We start from the raw sequence: 23,774 nt of genomic DNA on the forward strand, positions 1-23,774 counted from the left end.
GTCCATAGCCCTAACTAAAAACTCTTTATCAGATAATATTAGGCTTTGGATTATCTCATCAACTCTAACCCCATTACTTTGCTTTATCTGCTCTAAAGCATCAATGAGCTCAGAGAGATTCTGGGCTTTAGCTACTAGCTCTAGCTTTATCTGCTGAGCCTCTGTTTTTATCTGCTGGGTTTGAGATTTTATCTGCTCAGTTTGAGTTTTTATCTGCTGGGTCTGAGATTTTATCTGCTCAGCCCCTATTTTGATTTGCTGAGTCTCTGTTTTGATTTGCTGGGTTTGAGATTTGATTTGCTCAGTTTGAGTTTTTATCTGCTGGGCTGCGTCTTTATTAGCTTGTACTTCACTTTTAGCGCTTTGTATCTCACGCTTTATATTTTGGCTAAGATTATGAGTATCTAGCACGCTATCATATCTATCTAAAATTTCTTGACAAATTTGTGTAAATGCTTTTTGAATTGCCATTATCTTACCCTTTCACTCATCACTCTATCTAAATCTTTGATATCTGCTCTTTGGCTAGAAGTTACGCCATTTTGATAGTCTATAAAGTGCTTTATAAACTTCTCTACACTAAGCCCTCTAATCTTGCTATTATCACTTAGATAAAAATCCAGCTCACTCAAAAACGCTTCATCCCACTCATAATAAGCATTTAAAGCCTTTGTTACTACATATGGCTTAGCATATCCCCACCTGCTTAAAGCTTTTTGTAGATCATTAACTTCATACCCATCATAAATAGTAGCTTGATACGCCATCATCGCTTTTCTAGCTAAAGATATAAAATAGCTTTGATTTTGTGCTACTGCACTAACGCTAAAACAAAATAGATATAATAAAGCTGAGTTTAAATTCTCATCATCATAGCCAAAGCTATCATCATAAATCTCAAATTTGCGTATAAAATAATACTCATCAATATGACGATACACCTCAAAAAATCTCTTATCGCACTCCACTAACTCCAGTGGCTCTATCTCATCACTGATTGTAGCAGCCGCCCTATATATCAGACTATCTATTAAATCACTACTTGCAGGCGGCGGATGATCACCCTTTAAGGCAAATTCCGCCCTTTTGATAAACTCCGCCTTTGTCATTTTTTCAAACCTTTAGATTATGTAACCACGCAAAAGCATATGGAGTACAAACCCTTAGAGTAAATTCATTTATAATCTCATATAGCTCTGCATCATCAGTGGTCTCTCTTTTTTTCTCTGCCATTGGACGCCAATTGACCTTGACTATATCATCAGGCTTAAGTGCTATAATCTCATCATCTTTTAGATATGGGCTTAGCATTACTTGAATATTTGTGCCATAAGCTGTATTTCCAATGTGAGTTACATTGTTATCAATGCGTGAAGTATTTAAGCCACTTACATGAGCTTTAGAAAAGATAATATCATCTAGTCTATCTTTTTGCTTATCATTCATCATTAAAATTCTATATGGCGACCCATTTAGATACCCTATTTTTAAAAGCTCTCTAATAGTATCCCAAGTCAGTTCCTTAAGACCAGCATTAATTTTATTAGCCGCTGTAGCAAAGCTCTTTAGCCCGCCACACTTCCCAGCAACTTTAGCCCCAGCTGTATTTACTCTAGCTACTGCCGTTTGCTCACTTAATAAAATTTTCTCTAAAGTCTTTTTAAACTGGATTAAGGCTTGCTCCCTTTGAGCAGCTATCACCTTTTGACCATTAACTCTCATCGCCTCAGCTTCAGACCCAGTTACCCCAAATGCTTGTTTTAGAATTTGGTAGTGATTTTCTAGCCTTTTACCAATGTAATGACTCACACTACTCATACGCCCACCCTCATCACTAGCCGTGCTAGGATCTGTATGGGCTAGGCCATCAGGCAACTGATCATAAAACCACATATGCCCAGCTGCTACGCTTCCATCTCTATTGCTTGGCGCCATAGAGCTAATTGAGCTTAGAAATGGCGTCTCATTTCTACCAACTTTTAAAATCCTAGATTCATAATCAGCGATTTTACCAAACGCCTCACTACTATCTATCAAACCTGCTTTAATCACATAATCTCCTTTTTGTAAAATTTCCAAACAAAGCCGCAAGAACTACAGCTCACCTAATAAACCTCTTTTTGTAATTCAAAGATTTTAAAAAAATAATTTCGTAAAAATGGGTATTGATTTTGTTTTAATTTCAAATATAGCTAGCTTTTAATGATCATAAAAAATGGGGTTTTTAACTCTTTAATTTTTATAATAAAAAATTTTATATTTTTTAAAAAATTTGAATTTTGAATTTATTTTTCTTTTTAAGGATTTAAAATTTTAAAAATATGACAGAAGTGTAAATTTTCTTTTTTTTAAGTGGAAAGGGGAGCGCTTTTTATTTTTACCTACTTTTAACGCACGAACAAAGTCCGTGCTAAAGTAGCAAACTATTTTAACTTCGCAGGTCAGCAGAGCCGACCTTTGCGACAAGCCCCATCGGCTTGACCCCGCACTAAAGCCCCGCAAGCGGGGTACCCCCTATTATCCGCCCCAAATCTTTTTTTAGTAAATTTAAAATTTTATTAAAAACTAAAAAGAGTTTTTAATAAAATTAGTTAAATCTGTGCGAAGCACAGCAACTTTGAAAGGCTTTTTCAGGGGGTTAGGGGTTGTTAAGGGGGAAGGGGTAGCGGCTGCCAAAAAAGCGCTCCCCTTCCCCCTTAAAAAGAAAAATAAATTGGTTAATTATTCCAAATTTTCGCCACAAAACAACCATTTAAGGTTGTTTTGCTATTGCTCTAAAATGGTTAATTATTCCAAATTTTCGCCGTCGTTTCATCTGCAAGATAAAACGACTATTGCGAAAATTTTATTTACAAATCTCACCAAGATGAGAGTAAAAATCCACCATATCAGCAGAGCTTGCCTCACCTTTATTTATCTTTTCTATAGCTTCATTAGGGTTGAAATTCTCCATTCTAGCCCTATGGCTATCCATCACATTATCACTACTTGCTTGATGAGCAAAATATTTATACCATATAAGCTCTAGCCCTTGAGAGCTAAATAGATTAGAAGCCATAGCTGGGTCTTTTTTGTTTATCTCTTCAAGCTTATGAAGGACTTTGCCACGGTCAAATCCAGGCACACTCTTTTCAGCCATAGCTATCTCATTTGAAAATCTCTCCCTAGCAGCCGCTTCATCTAGTAATCTGCGGTCTTCACTGCTAAGCTCAAGCTTTTGAGTATCGCTCTGTTTTGGTATATCTTGATCAGGCTCTTTTGCCATCTCTTTTTGCGGCTCATTACCGCTTTGTTCTGTATTTGGTGATTTCTCATCATTTGAATTTAACTCATTATCTAGTGGCTCATCATACCAAGCTGTTTGCTGACTCATCTTTTTCTCCTTTTAAATCACTGTTTTGCTCCCCAAATTCGTTTAATACTGGCTCTTTTTTGTTTGCTGTTTTAGTAGCCTCTTTAGCGCTTTTTGGCATTGCTAGCCACTGCTCTTTAGAAAATACCTTATACTCTCTTTTGTTTTTAAGCTTTACTACAGCGTCCCCTATCTCACCCATATCGATTTGACCTTTATCGCCATCAACGCTACTATATACCATCAAACCATTAGTTGCTTTACTAATGATAAATCCTAAAAGCTCATAACTATCTTTTGTCATATTGTCTCCTTATTTTTTACTTCGCAAGACGGAGCAAAGCCCCCACTTTGCGACAAGCCCCACCCTTTTGACCCCGCACTAAAGCCCCACTTCGTGGGGTACCCCTATTATCCGCCCCAACCTTTTTAGTAAAATTAGTTAAATCTGTGCTTCGCACAGCACCTTGAAAGGCTTTTACAGGGGGTTAGGGGTTGTTAAGGGGGAAGGGGTAGCGTCTGCCAAAAAAGCGCCCCCCTTCCCACTTAAAAAAACTATTTAACTTCGCAGACGAACGAAGTCCGTCTTTGCGATGAAGGGCTACGCCCTTTCAAAACCCCTAAAGCCCCACTTCGTGGGGTTCCCCATTTTGATTTCACAGATTAATAATATTATTTTTTTTTCTTAAAAATAGGCACTAACTCCCACAATCAAATTTACTCTTATCGCACTTATCCATCACAGCCTTAGCCTCTTTAGCACTCTTAAATCCTAGCCCCACTTGATCAGCCAACCTTCCAAACTCCCTTACATCGCTTTTAACCGCCTTTTCATCTATTACTAGAGTTTTACCCTTTGGCTCTTCTATCCCCATCGCCCTTCGCTCAGCACGACTTAAATTTGGCTCTTGACTTTTTATCTCTTTTGGGGTAGAATTTGGTTTAGAGTTTAAAGGCGGATTCGTGCTTTTTGTAATAGGCTTAGCGGATATATCTAAGTCTTTCTCTAATCTTTCATATGCTGTAACTATCCATTTATTTGTTGGTTCTCCATAATAATTAGATTTTAACACTATTTTAGTATCATCGGTTATAATTTGTATAGCTTCGTTAGGTTTTTTGATTATCTCCCCATTTTTTATTATATCAGGCAATTTATTTATAAGCTCAATTGCCTTTTGCTTAGCCTCTTCCTTGCTTAGTCCTTGCTGCATATATTGATAAATGCGTTTGTCTAAGATATGAGATAAGCCATAACCCTTATGTTTTATAGCGTCTGTTACTTCGCCCCACACTAAATCTATATCGCCTATCTCTTGCCTCTCAAACGCCCCAGCCACTTGCCCTTGCTTTTCTGCTAAAAGCTTATCAATTGCGCCTTTGCCATCGTGATAAAACTCTGCGTAATTAGTGCCAAACTCTTTTATAGGTCTAATGTTATACTTAGCTTCGATATCTTTACGATACTGGGCTAGTGTTTTACCCTTTGGCTCTTCTATCCCCATCGCCCTTCGCTCAGCACGACTTAAATTTGGCTCTTTAGCTGTTTCAGCTTGTTTTATGCTTTGGTTTGGTATAGTTTTATCATTGAAATGCTGTAATAAATCGCCTCCCATAGAGTTATTTGCTCGAGTGGTTGCTGGAAGTGGCGTCCCAGTCAGCATTTCTTTATTTCTGCGTTGTAGCCTATCTAAATCTTTAATTTTGTTTTTGTTTGCGTGTATGATTTCGCCATCGTTCTTAACTATACCTATATTTGCGAATTTATTATCATTTATTTGTTTGCCTATTAAAGCTACATCATCATCATAATTCTTAAAAAAATGTGTTGGATTGTCCTTTATCTCTTTTATAACCCTAAATACATCCGCTTCACTTCTAAACATTTCTGGGTGTTTTTTGGCTAGTTTGGTTAAATTAGCTCTCCACTCATCACTTATAACGCCACTCATATTCTTAACCCACTCTTGAATATTGAAATTTTGATTTATTGCGGTTTCTTGCCTAGCACTATTTGGATAAGTTACAAATCCATCGCCTTTTATGCTATTTTGGGTTAAATTTGGTGTAGCTTCGCTTAAGTTATCTACTTCTTTAGTTGCGGTTGATGGTGTTGGGGTGTCCTTTGTGCTATTTTGCAAGGCTTCATCAGTTCCCTTTATATCTTCATTTGATATAGCCTTGCTAATCTCCCACACTCCACTCTCACTCTCACGCTCTAGGGTATATCCATCATTTTCTAATCTACTTTTTAATTCAGGGGTCATATCGCTATCATCGATTAATTTAAATTGCGTTTGATTGCTACTTATCTCTTTTAAAATTTCATCTTGATTTTTTGGAGTTTTAGTTTTATCGCTCTTTGTAGTGTTCTCAAGCCACTCATTACGCCCATCTTCTACGCTCTTTTGCCTATTACTAGCCACCTTGCTATCTAGATATCTCCTAGCTACGCTTATATCATCAGCTATGTAAGCATCAGCAAAGATATTGGCTAGCTCATCGCTAAAGCCGTGATTTTTAAATCTCTTAACAATAGTATCACGATCAAAGCGTGTTTTATACTCCATAGTTTTTTGTAGCACCCCTAGCACTCTATACCCAGCCATTCGTGGCGTTACTGGCTTATCATCGTTTATTATGCGTGTTAGCTCTTTTTCACTCTGGCTTGGTGCGTAAGTTTTATTTATATATATCTCTATATCACTAGCACTAGCTTTTGGATTATCATTAGCAAATTTAGCCACACTATCATCTATCGCAGTTGATACCTCTTGGCTCTCTTTTATCGCCTTATTTATATTATCATCATACTCTTGCCCTAAAAGCCTAGCTATATTTTCTGCGTTCTCATCAGCGCTAAAAGCCTCTTCTATATCATCACTTATCTTTTGTAGTCTCTTATCTATATCTTGTGGAGTGCCTTTTTCTAGCTCTTTAGTTGTTTCATCTTTGGCTACCCCAGCGTTTTGCTCTAGCGTAGATTTTTGACCAAATCTACTAGCTATCTTATTAAGCACAGCCCCCAGCGCCATAAATCCAGCCCCAAGAGCCACCCCAGAGGTAGCCCCTATCATAGCTGCACCAGCTACATTTTGTTCATCTTTTTCTTTATAGCTTCCATACTCCATTATAGCCCCAGCCATACCACCGATGGCGCCTAGTTGAGCTAAATCAAATGCTACATTTGCCCCCTTTTTAAAAGCAGTATTAGCTACCTTAAATCCCTTAGCTAGTCCCACAGCATTTAGCGGGTCAGTTACCATCTCTCCAGCGAAGTTAGCCACATTCCACTTATCAGGATTATTAGCTTCATATGCATCACGACTAGCCTGCAGTATCTTTTGAGCGTCCTTTATATCTCTTGCTTCTTTGCTATCTTCGCCGTAAATTAACGATTTTATAAAATATTTAGTAGCATTAGCAGTTGTAGCCATACCGATATTAAATCTATCCATAGCCGTATAGCCACTATTTTCAGCCTGCTCTATTAGATTTCTAGCGTAAGTTTTTGAATCTTTAGTATATGAGCCTATCGCATTAGCTAGCAAGTTATTGCTATCTATTTGATACTCTCTTTGAGTGCGTGGGGTAGTTGCTATCTTATCTAAATTCTTAGCTTCATTGATTGATTGTGTTAGCTTCATATCAGCTAAAATTTGAGCCTCTTTATCACTATCACCCATAAGCCCAGCTATAGGCGCAGCTACCTTGCTAGCTAGTATATCTATACCACGAGCGATACTCCCCATGGTCTCATATCCATTAGCGTCCATCTTATCACCCAGCCTAGTGAAAAAGTCCGCCCTTCCTTGCTTCCCATTCACTAAATTCATTCTATTTAGAGCATCTTTATCCCCACTCTTTATAGCCTCATCTTTATAAGCCTTAGCTATGCTTATTATCTCATCTTGACTTTTGCCTTGATTAATTAAATTTTGTAAGCTCTCATCGCCTAAGATACTTCTAACCGTGTAAATCTCTGCCATAAATACTCCTTTAAAGCAGATAATTTACCACTATTTTTTCTAAATTTTAGCCATCAATCAATCTTTATATCCCCTATCTTATCTATATTTACCCCACCTTTACTTGGCATAAAATCCATATTAATCGGCACCCCAAACATATATTGAGCCATTAGCCCACTATTTTTATCCCCAGTTTTTATAAAGTGTTCGAGTAACCTTGTCTTTGTATAGTTATCTAGCCTTGCTAGATTATGCGCTTCTCTTGCTATAGCTGCCTTAGTATTTATACTATCTATTTCCGCCTTTGTCTTTTTCTCATCCAAATTTAGCTTTTTTACCGCCATATCATTATCAAATTTTCGTTGAGCGCTATTTTGTATATTTTGCTCTATCGCCATAGCCATCTCATTATCTTTATACGCTCTATCCCAGTTGGCCCTATCTTCCTCTGCTATCGCCTTAGCCCTATCATCGCTAATCTTGCTTATATTGCTTAAGGCTTGACCAATTGCTGCTAGCCCTAGCCCTGTGCCTACCCCACCATTTGTGCTAGGTGCTTGTAATGTCCTTAGCATTCTATCATAATATCCCATTATTACTTCTCCTTAGCATAATCACTAGCCCGAAATCCAGCCGCTAGAGCATCATCAGCCTTTTTGCGTCTTGCCCGCTCCTCTTCCATTAAGGCTTTATTGTAGTTAAAGACATCTTGCGCCATCTTACCTTGAGACTTAGCCGCCTTATACTGCCCTATCCCACCTAAGACTTGACCACCAGCGCTTAGAAAATCACTAGCATTAAAATTCTTAAAGATATTTTTACCAAAATCAATCAACCCACCTAAAATATTTCCTGCCATTTTCTCTCCTTTTATTAGATTATTCCAGCGATTAACGCCTCTTTATCCGCATCACTTTGTGCCCCCATATCATTAGCCATAGCCTCTCCTTTCATAGCCTGTGTAGCCATTGCCAGTTCTTGCTGTGCTTGTAGCTCTTTAAACGCTTCATCTATTAGATATACTGGAGCATTCTCTCCCAGCAACGCCACGCTCATCTCTTTTATCAGTGGCATTATCAAATTTGGATTATTTAGCCCAAGTTGCGCTAGAGTGCCTAGCAGTGTATTTATCTTACTTACTACTACATCGCTGCTTATTGTAGTGCCGAAATTCACATTTATATCAAAGTCTATATCACTACTTGCTCTCTCTTCCTTACTCCCAATGATATTTATAATATCCGGATTTTCAGTTATCTTGATTAGATACTCATCATCTAGATTTTTATATAGCAATTTTACATACTTTTTAGCATACTCATGTAGCATAGTAGCGGCCAAGGATTGAAACATACTTTCCACTCTCACCCCACTAGCAGCATTTATAGTTTGCAAGCTTGTATTACTCCTTCTATCACTAGCACTTGTTACTCCAGTCATTATGCTATTAACTCCACTAGCTATCTCATACTCACTTTTTATCATCTCTATCTCTGTAGTTACATCATATACTGACCCAGTAGGCAGCAGTGGCGCTACAACTTTGCTTATATCCCCATCGCCACTTAGATTACACCGTATCACCTTTTTACGACTGAGTAAGTCATTAGCATTTACTATCCCGCCCTCAGAGTTTATAGCAAATTGTGGGTCTATAGCATTTTCTATCAAATCTATCTTTTGATTACGCTTGATATTATACTCTTGTTGTAGCTCACGCACACGCTCAGGCAGACACGAGCCATACACCCCTATATAATCATCATTTAGTAAATCATCTCTACCCACACTTGGCATATTCTCAAAGCAATATCCATAGCAAAAGGGCAACTGATTAAACCACGCCTTTCTAACCTCTATATCATTAGCATAGCTAGTGAGATCCCAGCCACCCTTCTCCCAGTTTTTCTCATATATCTCTTTTATCAGTATCCGCCTACCAGCCTTTAATACCGCATACTCATCATCACTTTTGTAAAATCCGCTTTTAAACTTCGCCTTGACATCATTTCTACTTTTAGCAAATTTATAGCATATATACTCCACATCATTTATATCACTAGCATATGGGTCAAATGCGATTGTATTTATAGGGATAAACTTAGTCTGTATATCCCCATCACCCCAGTACACACTCACCACCCCAAGTGGTAGATATAGAGCCGATAGCACCGCCCTACTAATGCCGATAAAATGCTTATTCTCTCTCCATTTAGCCTTGACTGCTGCAGTTAGTGCGTCCCTTAATGCTCTATCGTGATCATCATTATAGCCTATTCTAGTTATCTCTATAGGACACCCCGAGCCTAAAAAGCTAGATTTAAATATACTATGTAGTATATCTATACTTGTCTTAGCTAGTGGCACATAGATTCTAGAGCGCTCTACTATATTTGACCTCTGAGGCGCTAAGCGTCTGCGATGAGCATCATCATATGTAGCGTTATAAACTCTTTCACAAGCTAAAAATCTATCTTTTTGATTTTCAAGTTTAGAGAATGCATCATCGATTAAAAATAGTCTATTTTTTGTCTTTTTCATAATTTAGCCTTTTATTTTAAAGCTATATTATAAATGTGTGAATTCGTGATTTTAAATGCGTGGATTTTATTATTTGATTAGGTTTTGTATCTGTTTTAAATCTTGAGTGAATTTATCTAGTAAGGCTTTATTGCCATAATCTATATAAAGAAGTATGAAATCTACTAGCTCAGGGCTTAGAGTGTAGTTATGCTGAGTATTATCATCTCTATCATACCGGACTAATATCCCACCTATCCCCCCACCAAAAAACAGCTCATCAAAGGCCTCATCATCCTTCTTTTTATCAGCTTTGGCTTTTTCAAATTTGGCTATTGCTTTTTGAGACAATTGACCAGCTCTCCAATTTCTTGCAGAGTTTCTACTATATCCTAATCTCTCAGCAACATCTTCAAGACTATTTACTTTAAAAAAGCTTTTCATCTCTTGAAAAATTTCTTTATTATTCATCTGTTTCTCCATTGTCATTGCTTTATTATACACATTTTGACTTAAAAATTTAATTATATAAATAATTATTTTATATGATAAAAAAGACTTATTATAACTATTTTTAACTGCTTTATTATCTTTTTTTTAAAAAAATATCATATAAATATCTTGACAAATATCATAAATATATGATATTATAGCGACATAAAAAAAGATATTTATATGATAAATCACTTTAAAAAGTCGCCAATCCTTCAAATCTTGCAGGCGGCTTCTTAAAGTGATTTGCTGGTATCACTTAAGTTATTTAACATCGCAATCAAGCAGTTTTTAAATCCAGCTGGCACCATCCTTAAATTTCATTGATTTTCTAGCTTGATTGCCCCGTTTGGAGGTTTTCTTGAGTGCCTTTGTTTCTTTAGATGAGGCCGCCGCATTTCACGGCATCTCAAAGCTAAGCCTCCAAAAGCTTAAAAGCTCAGACAAACGACTTGGCAGAAGTGATAGATTTAGCTGTGATGGCTTAGTGCTTTTAGATTTTAGTAATCCTCTTTATGAGAAGACGACATATTACTACTACAAAGCACTAGCCGTCGCAGGTAATGAGAGAGCCTTAGCTAGAGCCATCGCTCTTAATCTAGGCAAAAGCGAACATACCATCTATTCGCTTTTTCGTAGATTTAAGTTTAAAAATCAATACACGGCAACAAAGCTAATAGTTGCGCTGCAAAACTACATAGATAGCGCTAGTTTATTTGATGTGAAGGATTTATAATGCAAGATAATATCTTTGAACTACTAAGGAGCTACTCCAAAGAGCAGCTAAGAGAGCTTATGTCATCTCGTGGCATAATCTTTAAAGATTTTAAATACCACTGCCCATTCCATGGCGAAGATAAAACCCCAAGCGGTAGCATAAGTTTTAAAAACGGCTCCGCCTTTTTCAACTGCTTTGCCTGTGGCACTGGTGGGGACGCTGGTAAATTTATAGAGTTATATGAGAAGCTCTCTCCAGCCAAAGCGGCTAAAGTCGCTCTAAATTTCATAGGATTTGACTTCGATGAGAGCCTAAGCGATGAAGAGCTAGAAGCTAAAAAAGAAGCATTCATAAAACTCCAAAAAGAGCAAGAAGAAAAGAGAATAAAGCTAGAGCAAGAAGCCGAGCAAAAAGCCCAAATTGTGAGAGCCAAACTAAGCAAAGTAGCTCCAAATTTCTTACAACAAGCCAAAAGCCTTACCGCCCTAGCTGAACCTTTTGATATATTCATTGCTAAGACTGATTATTTTGATTATCTCTTTGATAGATATATAGGCTTTGACCCACAAAACGATAGCGTAGCAATAGTCATATCCAATGAGCAAGGCGAAGTTATAAATATCAAACACAGAACCAAATTCAAATGGGATAGTGAAGCTAGGTGCTACTCAAATGAGCTAATGCCAGGCAAGTGGATAGGAGCTAGTGGAGCCAGTGCCTATCCATTCCCTATTGATTTTTACCATGAGTTTGATAGCGATATAGTAGTAATATGTGAGGGCGAAAAGGACGCTATAAATCTATGTAGCTTAGGTGTATGTGCTCTAACTCTTGGTGGAGTAAACAGCTCATGGCAAAAACACAAAGAGCTATTAAGAGACAAAATCGTCTATATCTGGTTTGACAATGATAAAGCTGGATATACAAGCGCCATAGCTAGATATAAAGAGATTGAAACCGTAGCAAAAGCTGTATATATCACCCTATTTTATAAGCTCTGCCCAGCAGCACCAGCTAAATATGATATAAGCGATTATTTAGGAGCCAATCAAGCCAAATTCACAAGCAGTGATAAGATAATAGATAAGCTCATATATAGCTCATTTAAGCTCACAAATGACCTAATAGATGAGATAAGCGAGCTATATGAGTGCGACCTAAAAGAGTTTAAAGAGCCGTTTAAGAAAGTAACCTTTAGTGATATATGTAAAGAGATAATGCAAACTGACAAAGATGGCAACTATCTAAACATTATTCCAGTTAAAGGCGAACTAGATGATAATCAAATAGATTATTTCATCAAGCTATTTAAAAGCAAAGAGCTAAAAGATATAACCGCCGAAGTCAAATCCGCAATGCTAGAAAATAGGCTATTTATAACTCCACAAGCTGACAAAGACTTAGAGCAGTGGGCTAAGGTAGTTGATAAAATTTGTGATTTTCAAAAGATTTTACGAACCAACTACCACCAAGTCCATCTAGCCGATATGTGCGATAGCTTTGTAAGAACTATTCGCAAACTAGGCTATGATATCGCCGAGTATAAGGGTCAGATATACTTTTGGAATGGCAACTTCTACTCATTTGTAGATGATAGAGAGATTTATAAATTTCTACTTCATCACTGGATGGGTGCTAGTGGCGTAGATAAAAAGAAGATTACAGATCGCACCGCCACAGAGCTAATAGACAATATCCGTGGCCAAGGGGTGCTAATCGATGCCAAAAGGCGTGAGCCTAGCCTAATAAACAAAAGGGTTATAAACCTAAGAAACGGCTCTATAATCATTAGCAAAAGTGGTAAGATAGTCTTTAGCCAACATCACAACAAAAAGCTATACGCTACAAATATGTTAGATTTTGACTATAACCCGCTAGCCCAGTGTCCAAAATGGGAAAAATTCCTAAGCCAAGTCATGAATGATGAAGACAGGCTTACTCTAATGGAGTTTATAGGCTACTGCTTTTTACCTAGCCATGATTATGAATCCTTTCTATTCTTATATGGCAAGAGCGGTAGCAATGGTAAGAGCGTTATACTAGATGTTTTAAGAAGCTTTTTTGGCGAAGATAATGTATCAAATCTCCAGCTTCAGCAACTTGAAGGCCACGAGCTTCACGGCCTAGCTAATAAGATGCTAAATATCGGTAGTGAGATTGATAAATTAGGCGTTGATAAAGGGCAGTTTAGCAATCTAAAAGCCCTAGTATCCCCAAGAGATCAGATACAAATCAACCCTAAAAATCAGCAGCCCTACAGCCTAAAGCCTGAAGATAAACCCAAATTTGCCTTTGCTGGTAATGACAAACCAAAGAGCAATATAGATAACGCCGTTTTTCGCCGTATGCTCCTAATAGGCTTTGATAAAGAGATTAAAGATGATGAGAAGATTAGGGGGCTTAGTGAGCGCTTTAGCGATGAGCTAGATGGGATCTTTGCTCTAGCGCTTGAAGGACTAAATCGCCTAGTAACTCAAGGCAAATTTACTAAAGGGCAAAAGATGCGTGACGCCCTTGATGAGTATAAAGATGAAGTTAATCCTACTAGAGTCTTTATCCGTGATGCCGTCGCCCCAAATAAAGAGAGATTTACCCCAAATAAATATCTATATCTACTATATTGCGAATTTGCCAAAGAGCGTGGCAACAGACCAATGAGCCAGACCAAATTCATTCAAGTATTAAAAGATGAACTCACAATGTCAAATATAGAGTTTCAAGTTATATCTAGAAGAAGCTCAATCCCTAAAATCGGTCTAGCCTCTGTTGAGCGTGGCTTTGCTGGTATTGAGATAAATATTGATTTTGATATCACTAGCGTTACTATAAATAATATGAATTTAGATATAGAGAATATGTCTGAGCCTTGTAGTCTTTTGTAGTGAGTCTATGACTCACTATTCTTAAGGCTTTTTAAATCCTTAAAAAAGTCTTAAGAATAGTATAAGCAAAACTTATCTATTACGATATTTAATTTATTATTGTTATGAAATGTTTAAGGTTAATGGCGGTTTTTTGCTAGGATTATCTGATTTTGATAATCCTACCCCCATAAAATCGCAATGTTACACTTGTTACACTTTGTTACACTTTAAGAAAAAAAGTGTAACAGGCTCAAAGCCCCTATTTAAGGGCATTTTATAAGTAGTGTTACACTTGTTACACTTTTTTTCTATATAGCTATAGAAATATTTTTCTCTCTACTTAAAATTTTTTCTAGAGCAATTATAGGAAAAAAGTGTAACAAGTAGTTTTCTTAAGCCTTTAAATGCTTATTTTACCTATATTTGCTCTATGTTACACTTTTTGAAAATAAGTGTAACAAGCATAGCAAAACTTAAGCCACCAAACAGCCATAAAAAGGCACTTAGCACAATGTTACACTTTTTAAGCTTAAAGTGTAACAAGTGTAACAAAGCAAATTCAGCTATAAAAAGGATATTTATGAAACAGATAAATGATGTAGTTACCTTCTATGATGAAGATGGTAATCTAATAGGCGTAAGCCAAAAAAATCAAAGAGATGAAGTGTTAAACACAGATGAAGAGCTTAAAACTCTTAAAAGTGATGAGCTGCCCCCAGCCCCTATCATGAACGAAGAGCAAAAGAAGGCTTATGAGCTTTGGATAACTTCAGCTACCTTAGAAAACGACTTCACCCCCATAACAGAGCGTAAATTAGCTGAGAATTTAGCAGAATATGGCATAAGCGCTTCTAACTCTAGGATCAATCGCTGGAAGCAGAAATTTGGCTGGGCAAAACTCCTAGAGCATAAAATTAATCTAGCAATGATAAACAACGAAAGCCTAAATAAAACCATCAAGCACACAGCATTAGGTGCGGCAGTAGAAAACACCAAGGTAGATCTAGAGCGCAACACAGCTCTACTAGGCACAGCCTACAGCATAGCTGAAATTGAACTAAAAGAGCTATATCACAAACGCCAAAACGGCTCACTAACCAAAGATGAGTTTAAACGCTTTGAAGCCCTATTTAAGATCATAGCTGATAGAGATGATAGGATGAATGACCGCTTAGCCCATATCGCTACTGAGGCAGTCTCAAGCGTAGAAGTTTTTGAGAGATTAAACCAAATTTCACTAGATATAGAGACAGAGTAAAAATAAAAAAATGGAGAAAAGCAATGAAATACAGAAATATTTTAAAAAATTTACTAATCACAAAAGAGATTAATAACGCTATGGCTTTTATTAGCAAGCCATATATCTTAGGCGCTGATGGCATAAAATACTCAACCAAATTTTACATCGTAATGATGGATGCCATCTACACTCGCCGTGGTGGCAAACTAATCACAAGAGTAAGTAGATAAAAGGAGAAAAGATGAAAATAGGCTACATAACACAAAAATCATTTTTAAAAGATAGTGAGACCATCACCTATCTAAGCGGATCAATGCAAGTTTTAGGCATAGCAAATATGTTAGAATTTACTATAACAGAGTCAAATAGCGATAACCCAAACTCGCCAACATATTATATTAAGCTACCGCGCCTTAAATCAAATTTGGCGAGTAACATCATTATTGGCTCACTTTGGCTACGAACCAGCCAAAGCGGCAATGAGTATATGAGTGGCTATATAGATAGCCCAATCTTTAGTGGTGGTAGAATAGAGATTATCTGCTTTAAGCCATATGCTGATGATAATCCAGCGATTTTATGGAATATAATTTGGGAACCAGCTAAAAAGCAAAAAGAGCAAGCCACCCAAACAGCCACGCCAGATCTAGAGCCAGCACAGCCAAAAACTACGCCAAAAGATCTTCATAGCGGCGTAGCAGATGACTCTATCCCATTTTAAGGATAATCTATGTTTATAGACGCAGAGTTAAGACTGATCCACGCTATAGCCTTAAACAGACAGGCTATAGAGTATATAAAAAGAAATTTCCCTAAAAGCAATAAAAGAGATAGACGCATAAAAGCACATAAAATCCTAATCAAAAGGTATAACCTAGCATTAAAAGAGTTATCACTATGAATGCTAAAGTTATCACAAATACAAAACTCGCTTTAATTCTATATAGGTTTAATCTAGATAAATTTAAACCCATATGGAAGCAAAAAGCCAAAGTAGTTTGCAAACACACACAAAGGATGAGAATTATGTGGGAGAGAATTTGCCAAAATGAAGCTACCCTACCTCTATTTGATGAAGATTATGAGCCAAAAAGCATAGCCGAGCTTTTTACCCCAGAGTTGCCACAAAGCATAGAGATAGAACAACCAAAAGAGCAAACCAAAAACAGACACAATAGGGGTACCCCGCTTGCGGGGACTTTAGTGTTTGGTTCTTTAGGGGCGACTTCACAGAAACCACCCCTTCGGGGTCGCATTCGCTGGTTTTGTTGCCCCGCTAAAAGAACATCAAAAAATAAAAGCCCTAGCCTAGAAGAGCTTAAAGAGCTATTTTGGGCAGAAGAGTTACGAAACCCACCAAGACAAAGGAGAAAACAATGAATAAGATAAACCACCCACCACACTACGGCGGAGACACCCCATATGAGACCATAAAGGTCTTAGGCGCATGGCTAAGCATTGAAGAGTTTAAAGGCTTTTGTAAAGGCAATGCTATCAAATACCTTAGCCGTGCTGGTAAAAAGGGTGATGAGCTAGAAGACCTACAAAAGGCTAGGTGGTATTGCAATAAGCTCATAGAACTACACAAATTTAGAACTTTAAAAGGCTTATAAATGAAAGAAAAATATATAACAATCAAAGAAGCCATAAAACTTCTAAATGTCAGCCGCTCAACCCTATGGCACTGGGATAAGACTAATTATCTCAAGGCCTATCACATAGGCAAATCAGTCGTCTATAAAACTAACGATATAGATAGCCTTGCCACCAAACCTAAACCAAAAACCCTAAACGCATATAAAAGGCGCAAAATATGGTAGCACAAAATCTATTTTTAATAGTGATGGCAGTTGCCATCTTGCTACCTTGGCTAGAAATTCTAAGAGTTGTAGCACTATTTATTTTAAGCTTTTTCTTGATAATATTATTATATGGAATTTAAAAGCTACTAAAGATAAAAGCCTGTAAATAGGCTTTTATCTTGATTTAAAAGCTATTTTTGGTAAAATAATGATAAATTTTTTAGTAGTGATTATCGCCTACCAAATAGAAAAAAGGAGCAAAAAATGATAGGGCAATACATAGCAGTCGCAGTTGTAACAGCTTGTCTTATAATTGGCATTTACAAACTATACACTATGAAAAAACCACAACACTAATGAAATTTAGATAATTGTGGTAGAATATTGCTATAAATAGTTTAATCCGTATTAGTTACGCTTATTGCCACCAAGATTTTAATATTTGGCATCAAAAATGGTGGTAGGTAAGTGAAATTTTAATCAAAAAATGCTATATTGAGCTAATTAAATAAAGGATAAAAAATGAAAAAGCACGAAGCTATAATTGCTTATATAGTTAAACACTTTAGAGAGAGTGGAGTTGTAAAAACAAAACTTTTAAAGCTTTTATGGTTTGCGCATAGAGAATTTATGTATGCTTATAGTAAAAATTTGAGCGAATTAAAATTTATAAAACTTCCACATGGGCCAGTGCCAAAAATTAAAGAAGCTCAAAAAACGCTAGATCATGAAAAAATATTGTCTAAAATGATTGATGATGGAATATTAAAATTAGAAAATCGTAATGGTTACGACTATTTTTTATGCAATATTGATATAGATGTGGATAAATTTTTTGAGCCAAGTGAAATTTGTATTTTAGATGAAACTCTATATGAGCTTGAAAATCTAAGTGCTACAAAACTTTCAGAGCTTAGTCACGATTCTCAATGGAACGCTTTAAATATGGGCGATACAATGCTTGTAGAAAGTGTTTTTCTTAGAGATGTAGTAGAAATTCCAGAAAGCGAACTAGAAACTTTAAGGGCTAAATATCTATGAATCTTGATGAGATAATTAAGCGTTATGAAATAGAAGAACAAGAGCAGATAAAAGTGGCACAGTGGTTAAAACAATATGGGGAGCCTTTTTATTATAGGCTAAATAGCTTATTGCGTGGCATTGAACTTAATTTGCCAGAAATAAAATCTTTAAAATTAAATGAGAAAAGTCAAATAGTTAGGGATAAGAATTTAGAAATTGTTTTTACTTGCGAAACCAATGAAATAGTTCAGAATAATGAAAGAGTTAAAATTAAAAAATGTATTTTTACAAAAATAGAGATCATAAATACCAAATTTAGTAATTTCGGTTAAATAAATTAAGGCTAAACAAAATCATCAAAAACAAAAAAACAGAGCATTAACAGCTTTTTGCTACCCATTTTATAGAAAATTTTAAGCTATATTAAAATAAAAAGGCTTAAAATATGAATCAAGAGATACTTAACTATCTTAAATTTGCTAAGGATATTAGCCCTGAAATCTTTGAAAATCCTACACCCAAATTTCATCTAGAGATATTAGATTTTATTCTTAGCAATGGCAATAAAAAGGCGTGTGCGATCTTTCGTGGTGCTGGTAAATCCACTCTACTTAATAAAATTTTTGTAGTATGTCAGCTCTTTTTTCACTATGAGCCATTTACTATGCTAGTATCAGCTGATAAAGAGAAGGCTTGTAACTTCTTAAGAGATATAAAAGATATGATAATTAGCGCTAATCGCAAAGGCTATGCTATAAGTAAGGGCGAAATTTGGGCTAGTGATAGATGTGAGATAATCATAAACGCAGGTCTAAAAGACGCAGATGGCAATAGCTTAGAGAGAGCTTGTTTCATCTGTGCTATGGGCGCAGGGCAAGACCCAAGGGGATATATCTATCATCACAGAAGACCTAGCCTTATAATAGCTGATGATCTAGAGAGCAAATTAGGTCAATACGCAATAGCAAATATCAAAAATAGACAAAAGATAAAGGAGTGGTTCTTTGCTGATTTAGCCCCTACCTTACACCCTACAAAAGGCAAACTTGTAATAATAGGCACAATAATCCACGAAGATAGCCTATTAAATACCATTCTCATGGACAAAGAAGAGAACTCTAGAGGGTGGCAAACTAAGCGAATACCAATTATAGAAAATAATAGATCAACTTGGCCATCTCGTTTCCCTATTGGTCTTATAGAGGCTAAAAAGGCTGAATTAGCCCAGCTAGGCTTAGAAAATGAGTTTTATCAAGAGTATATGTGTAGAGCCATCAGCCCAGAAAAGCAGCTATTTAAGCGTGAGTATCTACGCTACTTTAAGCGTGTTAATTATGATCTAAGCGCCACTCCAATATCTTACAGCGATAGCGATAGCATTAAAACGATAGAGATCACAGCCTACCCAGCCAAGAGCCTAACGCTAGAAAACGGCTCAGAGCTAGAGCTAAATAGATGCACCATCTATACTACCATGGATCTAGCCACCTATGATGGACATGATAAAACGGCTATTGTAACATTTGCCGTAAATGAGTATAATATCTATATTATCGATATTGAGTGCGGGCATTGGACGCCATTTGAAAAGGGATTAAAAGCTTTAGAGGTTTATTTGAAATTTCGCCCTGTTAGATTTGGGATTGAAAGAGCAGGAGCGCAAAATGACTTTTTCTATACTATTGATCAAGTCCAAAAACGATCAGGCATTACAATCCCAGTAGAAAAGCTAAAACACCATAGCAACGCCAAAAATGTGCGTATATCACAGTTACATCCAGATTTTGCTAGTGGTAGAGTGATTATAAACGCAAGTTTGCAAAACGCTGGCGAGCTAGAAGCCCAACTCCTAAGCTTTGACCCGCAAACTGATAGCAAATATGATGATATCATAGACGCAGTAGCTTATATCAAAGAATTTACTCGTGGTAGATACTTTGCTAAAGATGATGAGAGTGAAGCTGATAATATATGGGATTATGACAGTTCAGATACTTCGTGGGTATAAATTGGCTTTTATCACGCCACCACAATTTATAAATTTATATAAAAATCAGCAAAATAAGCTATAATTTTACTACCAGAGCGCCCATAGCTCTGTTTTATACATCTACAAAAGGGGTGCTACTTTTTATAAATTATTTAGGCTCTGTTGTAATTAAATATTGAATTTTAAGCTTTATCTCCCTAAAATATTCATATTAAAAATATCAATAAAGGTGGCAAAATGGCAACTTCAAACGCAGGGCTTGAATTGGTGGCATAGAAAACAAGGATAGAAAAAGAGCAGATTTTGCTAAATCATATACTAAATACTGATTGCATAAGTCAAAGTATAAGCGTGGCAAATAGATCTGCCGTGCCGTTATTGGTGGTGTAAGCTGTAAAAAATTTAAAAAGGAATAAAATTGTCATATAAAAAATATTTAAACAGTATTACATTGGGTGATTGTTGTGAGTTAATGAAAAATATTCCTGATAATTATATTTCAGGCTGTATAACTGACCCGCCATACAATTATGAATTTTTTGGTAAAAATTGGGATAATGTAGAAATAGAACGTAGAAAAAATAAAGCAAATAACAATAAAAATATATTGGTAAAAAATATACCATACGGCAGTGGATTAGCAGGAGGAGTTAAAAATGAAAGATGGTATAAAAAAAATAGGGATAATATTTTAGAATATCAATCTTGGGTGGAGCATTGGGGAAAAGAGTTATATAGAATTTTAAAGCCAGGTGCGTTTATAATGGTATTTAATAGCAATAGGAGTGTGGCACATATTCAAATAGCACTTGAAAATGCAGGTTTTTATACCAAAGATATGTTTATATGGATAAGAAATAGTGGTATTCCAAAAGGCTTAAATGCTTATGAAAAAATGAAAAAAGATGAGTATGAATTGGCAGAAAATTGGAGAGGTTGGCATAGTGCAACAAGAAACAATTACGAGGCAATATCCGTTTTGCAAAAACCGATAGAAAACAATTATGTAAATAATATAAAGAAATACGGAGTAGGACTTTTAAAAACAGAAGGCTATATAAATCATAATGGCTTTCTATCAAATATATTTGAAGGCTATCAAAGAGATAAAAAAGATGACTTCAACAAGCACATAACGGTTAAACCAATAAAACTTATAGAAAAATTAGCAGAGATGATTGTTCAAAAACAAACAAATAATATTATAATTGACCCTTTTATGGGAAGTGGGACAACAGCATTAGCTTGTCAAAATTTAGGTATTCCATATATTGGTTTTGAATTAAATGAAGAGTATATTAAAATAGCAAATATGCGATTATCTTAAAGAATCATATTTAGCTTTTAGATCAGCTAAATATTGAACTATATTTATTCCACTATTGTTCATGATAAAACTAAAAGCATATTCATCAGAGATAATTTGCCAACCGCCGCTTATAGCAGCATTAATAGCCTCTCGTAGGTTATCATTTCTTAAAATAAGGAAAACTGGATTATATCCCCTTTCTTCTAGCATTTTTCCATATGACTTAAATTTTTTCAGCGTTCCACTATCGCCTGAACCAATTCGATATTTAGCATCAATTGCCAAATCATCTATGAAATAATCTACAGGGCGGTCTGTTCCAAACTCACCTCTTACTGGTAGCCTAAAAAATGGATTATTGAAAGCAAAAAGCTCCCTAGTTATCAATTCCCAAACTGTTCCAAGCTCTCTATTCCAATATTGCATATTTTGCATTTTTATGTCATAGGTTATATCAAAAAAATTCATTAAAATATCTGAGCTAGGAGAATCTGGGGCAAATTCCTTTGAATTAAACCTGCTTTTATATTTTGACAAAATATCAACAACTTTTCTTTCCATTTGATCCATAACTATACTCCTTATTTTAATAATTCCGACAAATCAGTTCCTAGAGCTTTTGCAATTTTATAAGCACTTATTAGGGTAATATTTTTTTCACATCTTTCTATACTGCCAATATAAGTTCTATGCAGACTAGATAATTCTGCTAACTTTTCCTGAGTAATATTTAGTGCTTGTCGTCTTTTGCGAACATTTTTTGCAAATGTGTTTAAAATGTAAATCATTATTTATATTATATAAATAAGTAACAAAATAAATCAACACTCTATTAATAGCATTTTTTAGAAATCAATACACTATCAAAACAGAGCCTAAAGGAAATGCTAGTAAATAATAAGATTTTTGATAGAGTGATAGAGAATGAAAAGCATATTTTATTAATTAGCACTTTTTATTTGTCAATAAATCAACGCTTTATTACAACAGAACCATTATTTAAAATCTTTTAACCATTTTATCTATCTTAGTTGGTGCTAGGATTATTAAACATTCCACTCCAAATTCTAACACCCTAACCACTCAACCACGAATAATTATCACACCCACCACACCACTATCGAATACTACAATATCTAAAATTTTGCTAGGCATAACCCACACAACCACTCAACCACAACCACGCCCCACAATCTACCCCCCCCCATCTCACAAATTTTAACCCCCATCACACCACACCACTCAATCACCGCGCCGTCTTAAATCCCTGTGCTAACTCAAATTTAGCTTAGATATCCCTAATCAAGCAAAGCAAACCTTTAAAAATTTACAAATTTACAAAATAGCGTAATATTACACGCGCACAACTTCAATGGGGGACACGCCCCCTGTATGATAAGGTTATTTATGCGCTTATTTTGCCTAATATCCGCTAATTTTATCGCCCCATCGCCTAGCAAAGCTTAAGCAAAATCAAGGGGTTACAAAATACGAACTATATACGATTAAGCTATATATAAGAATTATTTAGAATTAAAATTAAGTTTTATTTTATATTTATATGATTTTTTTATAATAAATTAATATTAACCCATTATTACAATTATAAAAAAGGATTGCTAAACGCCTATTTTATGGACAAATCGCCATTTACGCTTATTTTAGTATTGAAAATTATGGTTTTCATAACTTTAAGTTTTTACCCCATCATCCCTAAATTCACCCCACACAACAGCCTACCTACTCCACTTACCCAAAACCAATCGCCCCCCCCCACCACCACCAAATTCACCCCACCAAAGCAAACCAAAAAATCCCACACCACCACACGCCACCCCCTACCGACACTATTATTTATAAACGAAAAAATAAAAGCCGTCTTAGGCTTTAGCGTTTGATAATACCCCTACCCTACTCTCTCAACACTCCCAGTAAACTTCCACCCACTAGGCGAGGTGTGATAAGCACCCCAAAAATATAAAGCCCCCTGAGCTTGTAGAGTAACATCTATATCCCACGACATATTATCACCATATGAGCTACCGGTTCTACCAGTATCTATGAGTATATGTAATGCCTTTGCATCATCATTAAAATAGCACCTTTTTTGATTATATGTAGGCCAAGTGTAGTTAGAACTCACCACACCTTTAATACGGTAAGACCCCCCCCCCACTCATCATTAAGGCACCTTACCCACTATTTAAGCATACAAAATTAGTAAAATCTTTTCTATTTACACCACATAACATCATTTTAAACCTCCTATAATATTTGTTTGTAAATTATCAAGCTGCGGCTCAACTCTAGGATTAAATTTACTAAAAAACTCAGGCGTAGCCACACTCATCGCCATAACTAGCTGATATCTCCACCCAGCTGGGTCGCTCTTAGCCCAAGTTACTAGCGTAGACCAAGGTATTCCAGTACGCTGGCTTATCTGTTTTGTTGTCATATTTTATCCTTTTGATTAAATTCAAAGCTAATTTTAGT

Annotated in this window: 29 protein-coding genes and 1 pseudogene; 15 read left to right on the plus strand and 15 right to left on the minus strand. The window is 36.0% G+C overall.

Going from position 1 to position 23,774, the window contains the following annotated elements:
• From CSUIS19072_RS06850 to CSUIS19072_RS06895, 10 genes are all read right to left on the minus strand, one after another.
• A partial coding sequence (locus CSUIS19072_RS06850) for a hypothetical protein (RefSeq protein WP_337212174.1) occupies positions 1 to 471 on the minus strand: 471 nt, incomplete at its 3' end.
• On the minus strand, positions 471 to 1,109 hold the full coding sequence (locus CSUIS19072_RS06855) for a hypothetical protein (RefSeq protein ID WP_086293704.1): 639 nt from the start codon (positions 1,107 to 1,109) through the stop codon (positions 471 to 473). The genes CSUIS19072_RS06855 and CSUIS19072_RS06850, both read right to left, overlap by 1 nt.
• A 4-nt stretch (positions 1,110 to 1,113) precedes the next feature.
• Entirely contained in the window at positions 1,114 to 2,052 is a 939-nt protein-coding gene (locus CSUIS19072_RS06860; RefSeq protein ID WP_086293706.1) for an SU10 major capsid protein, read from the minus strand.
• Between the two features lie 793 nt (positions 2,053 to 2,845).
• Positions 2,846 to 3,373 (minus strand): hypothetical protein, encoded by a 528-nt coding sequence (locus tag CSUIS19072_RS06865; RefSeq protein ID WP_086237821.1) that lies wholly within the window; start codon positions 3,371 to 3,373, stop codon positions 2,846 to 2,848.
• On the minus strand, positions 3,348 to 3,656 hold the full coding sequence (locus CSUIS19072_RS06870; protein ID WP_086293709.1) for a hypothetical protein: 309 nt from the start codon (positions 3,654 to 3,656) through the stop codon (positions 3,348 to 3,350). Before CSUIS19072_RS06870 ends, CSUIS19072_RS06865 begins: the two co-directional genes overlap by 26 nt.
• Positions 3,657 to 4,050: 394 nt before the next feature.
• A complete protein-coding gene (locus tag CSUIS19072_RS06875) occupies positions 4,051 to 7,341 on the minus strand; it encodes a hypothetical protein (protein ID WP_086293711.1) in 3,291 nt (1,096 codons plus the stop codon).
• A 53-nt stretch (positions 7,342 to 7,394) separates the two neighbouring features.
• Positions 7,395 to 7,916 (minus strand): hypothetical protein, encoded by a 522-nt coding sequence (locus CSUIS19072_RS06880; protein ID WP_086293713.1) that lies wholly within the window; start codon positions 7,914 to 7,916, stop codon positions 7,395 to 7,397.
• A gap of 2 nt (positions 7,917 to 7,918) precedes the next feature.
• Positions 7,919 to 8,182 carry a hypothetical protein gene (locus CSUIS19072_RS06885; RefSeq protein ID WP_086293715.1) on the minus strand — a complete coding sequence of 88 codons (264 nt, stop codon included), beginning with the start codon at positions 8,180 to 8,182 and terminating at the stop codon, positions 7,919 to 7,921.
• Positions 8,183 to 8,196: 14 nt separating this feature from the next.
• Positions 8,197 to 9,864 carry a portal protein gene (locus CSUIS19072_RS06890; RefSeq protein ID WP_086293717.1) on the minus strand — a complete coding sequence of 556 codons (1,668 nt, stop codon included), beginning with the start codon at positions 9,862 to 9,864 and terminating at the stop codon, positions 8,197 to 8,199.
• A gap of 69 nt (positions 9,865 to 9,933) precedes the next feature.
• Entirely contained in the window at positions 9,934 to 10,314 is a 381-nt protein-coding gene (locus CSUIS19072_RS06895; RefSeq protein WP_086293719.1) for a hypothetical protein, read from the minus strand.
• 382 nt (positions 10,315 to 10,696) lie between these two features.
• Here CSUIS19072_RS06895 and CSUIS19072_RS06900 point away from each other — a divergent pair, with 382 nt between their 5' ends.
• The 15 genes and pseudogenes from CSUIS19072_RS06900 to CSUIS19072_RS06970 all read left to right on the plus strand — a co-directional run bounded on the left by CSUIS19072_RS06900 (position 10,697) and on the right by CSUIS19072_RS06970 (position 21,299).
• A complete protein-coding gene (locus CSUIS19072_RS06900) occupies positions 10,697 to 11,071 on the plus strand; it encodes a hypothetical protein (RefSeq protein WP_086237814.1) in 375 nt (124 codons plus the stop codon).
• Positions 11,071 to 13,935: a phage/plasmid primase, P4 family gene (locus tag CSUIS19072_RS06905; RefSeq protein WP_086293721.1), complete on the plus strand. Its 2,865-nt coding sequence runs from the start codon at positions 11,071 to 11,073 to the stop codon at positions 13,933 to 13,935. Before CSUIS19072_RS06900 ends, CSUIS19072_RS06905 begins: the two co-directional genes overlap by 1 nt.
• A 562-nt stretch (positions 13,936 to 14,497) precedes the next feature.
• Positions 14,498 to 15,175, plus strand: a complete 678-nt coding sequence (locus CSUIS19072_RS06910) for a hypothetical protein (RefSeq protein ID WP_086293723.1) — start codon at positions 14,498 to 14,500, stop codon at positions 15,173 to 15,175.
• Between the two features lie 23 nt (positions 15,176 to 15,198).
• On the plus strand, positions 15,199 to 15,387 hold the full coding sequence (locus CSUIS19072_RS06915; protein WP_086293725.1) for a hypothetical protein: 189 nt from the start codon (positions 15,199 to 15,201) through the stop codon (positions 15,385 to 15,387).
• An 11-nt stretch (positions 15,388 to 15,398) separates the two neighbouring features.
• Positions 15,399 to 15,878: a DUF736 family protein gene (locus CSUIS19072_RS06920; RefSeq protein WP_086293727.1), complete on the plus strand. Its 480-nt coding sequence runs from the start codon at positions 15,399 to 15,401 to the stop codon at positions 15,876 to 15,878.
• Positions 15,879 to 15,887: 9 nt separating this feature from the next.
• Positions 15,888 to 16,058: a hypothetical protein gene (locus CSUIS19072_RS06925; protein WP_180380066.1), complete on the plus strand. Its 171-nt coding sequence runs from the start codon at positions 15,888 to 15,890 to the stop codon at positions 16,056 to 16,058.
• On the plus strand, positions 16,055 to 16,537 hold the full coding sequence (locus CSUIS19072_RS06930) for a hypothetical protein (RefSeq protein WP_086293729.1): 483 nt from the start codon (positions 16,055 to 16,057) through the stop codon (positions 16,535 to 16,537). The genes CSUIS19072_RS06925 and CSUIS19072_RS06930 overlap by 4 nt, the downstream gene beginning before the upstream one ends.
• Positions 16,534 to 16,770 (plus strand): DUF3310 domain-containing protein, encoded by a 237-nt coding sequence (locus CSUIS19072_RS06935; protein WP_086237809.1) that lies wholly within the window; start codon positions 16,534 to 16,536, stop codon positions 16,768 to 16,770. The genes CSUIS19072_RS06930 and CSUIS19072_RS06935 overlap by 4 nt, the downstream gene beginning before the upstream one ends.
• Positions 16,771 to 16,977 carry a helix-turn-helix transcriptional regulator gene (locus tag CSUIS19072_RS06940; RefSeq protein WP_086293731.1) on the plus strand — a complete coding sequence of 69 codons (207 nt, stop codon included), beginning with the start codon at positions 16,771 to 16,773 and terminating at the stop codon, positions 16,975 to 16,977.
• Positions 16,971 to 17,099: a hypothetical protein gene (locus CSUIS19072_RS06945; RefSeq protein WP_272887957.1), complete on the plus strand. Its 129-nt coding sequence runs from the start codon at positions 16,971 to 16,973 to the stop codon at positions 17,097 to 17,099. Before CSUIS19072_RS06940 ends, CSUIS19072_RS06945 begins: the two co-directional genes overlap by 7 nt.
• Before the next feature lie 382 nt (positions 17,100 to 17,481).
• Positions 17,482 to 18,000 carry a Panacea domain-containing protein gene (locus CSUIS19072_RS06950; RefSeq protein WP_086237807.1) on the plus strand — a complete coding sequence of 173 codons (519 nt, stop codon included), beginning with the start codon at positions 17,482 to 17,484 and terminating at the stop codon, positions 17,998 to 18,000.
• On the plus strand, positions 17,997 to 18,314 hold the full coding sequence (locus CSUIS19072_RS06955) for a hypothetical protein (protein WP_086237806.1): 318 nt from the start codon (positions 17,997 to 17,999) through the stop codon (positions 18,312 to 18,314). Before CSUIS19072_RS06950 ends, CSUIS19072_RS06955 begins: the two co-directional genes overlap by 4 nt.
• A 113-nt stretch (positions 18,315 to 18,427) precedes the next feature.
• Positions 18,428 to 19,990 carry a hypothetical protein gene (locus CSUIS19072_RS06960; RefSeq protein WP_086293733.1) on the plus strand — a complete coding sequence of 521 codons (1,563 nt, stop codon included), beginning with the start codon at positions 18,428 to 18,430 and terminating at the stop codon, positions 19,988 to 19,990.
• 258 nt (positions 19,991 to 20,248) lie between these two features.
• Positions 20,249 to 20,362: pseudogene (locus CSUIS19072_RS06965) on the plus strand (IS1595 family transposase); the annotation flags it as partial.
• A 28-nt stretch (positions 20,363 to 20,390) separates the two neighbouring features.
• On the plus strand, positions 20,391 to 21,299 hold the full coding sequence (locus CSUIS19072_RS06970; protein WP_086293735.1) for a DNA-methyltransferase: 909 nt from the start codon (positions 20,391 to 20,393) through the stop codon (positions 21,297 to 21,299).
• On the opposite strand, the gene CSUIS19072_RS06975 is transcribed toward CSUIS19072_RS06970, so the two are convergent.
• The 5 genes from CSUIS19072_RS06975 to CSUIS19072_RS06995 all read right to left on the minus strand — a co-directional run bounded on the left by CSUIS19072_RS06975 (position 21,291) and on the right by CSUIS19072_RS06995 (position 23,736).
• Positions 21,291 to 21,851, minus strand: a complete 561-nt coding sequence (locus tag CSUIS19072_RS06975) for a hypothetical protein (RefSeq protein ID WP_086293737.1) — start codon at positions 21,849 to 21,851, stop codon at positions 21,291 to 21,293. The genes CSUIS19072_RS06970 and CSUIS19072_RS06975 overlap by 9 nt on opposite strands.
• 11 nt (positions 21,852 to 21,862) lie before the next feature.
• Positions 21,863 to 22,069, minus strand: a complete 207-nt coding sequence (locus tag CSUIS19072_RS06980) for a helix-turn-helix domain-containing protein (RefSeq protein WP_086293739.1) — start codon at positions 22,067 to 22,069, stop codon at positions 21,863 to 21,865.
• Positions 22,070 to 22,980: 911 nt separating this feature from the next.
• The gene (locus CSUIS19072_RS06985) at positions 22,981 to 23,109 is read right to left on the minus strand and encodes a hypothetical protein (RefSeq protein ID WP_272888865.1); all 129 of its coding nucleotides are present in this window, start codon (positions 23,107 to 23,109) and stop codon (positions 22,981 to 22,983) included.
• A gap of 78 nt (positions 23,110 to 23,187) precedes the next feature.
• Positions 23,188 to 23,424: a hypothetical protein gene (locus CSUIS19072_RS06990; RefSeq protein WP_086237801.1), complete on the minus strand. Its 237-nt coding sequence runs from the start codon at positions 23,422 to 23,424 to the stop codon at positions 23,188 to 23,190.
• 108 nt (positions 23,425 to 23,532) lie between these two features.
• Positions 23,533 to 23,736: a hypothetical protein gene (locus tag CSUIS19072_RS06995; protein WP_086237800.1), complete on the minus strand. Its 204-nt coding sequence runs from the start codon at positions 23,734 to 23,736 to the stop codon at positions 23,533 to 23,535.
• Between the last annotated feature and the right edge of the window lie 38 nt (positions 23,737 to 23,774).

It is taken from the genome of Campylobacter sp. RM19072 (assembly GCF_024723485.1).
GTDB classification, from domain to species: Bacteria; Campylobacterota; Campylobacteria; order Campylobacterales; family Campylobacteraceae; genus Campylobacter; species Campylobacter porcelli.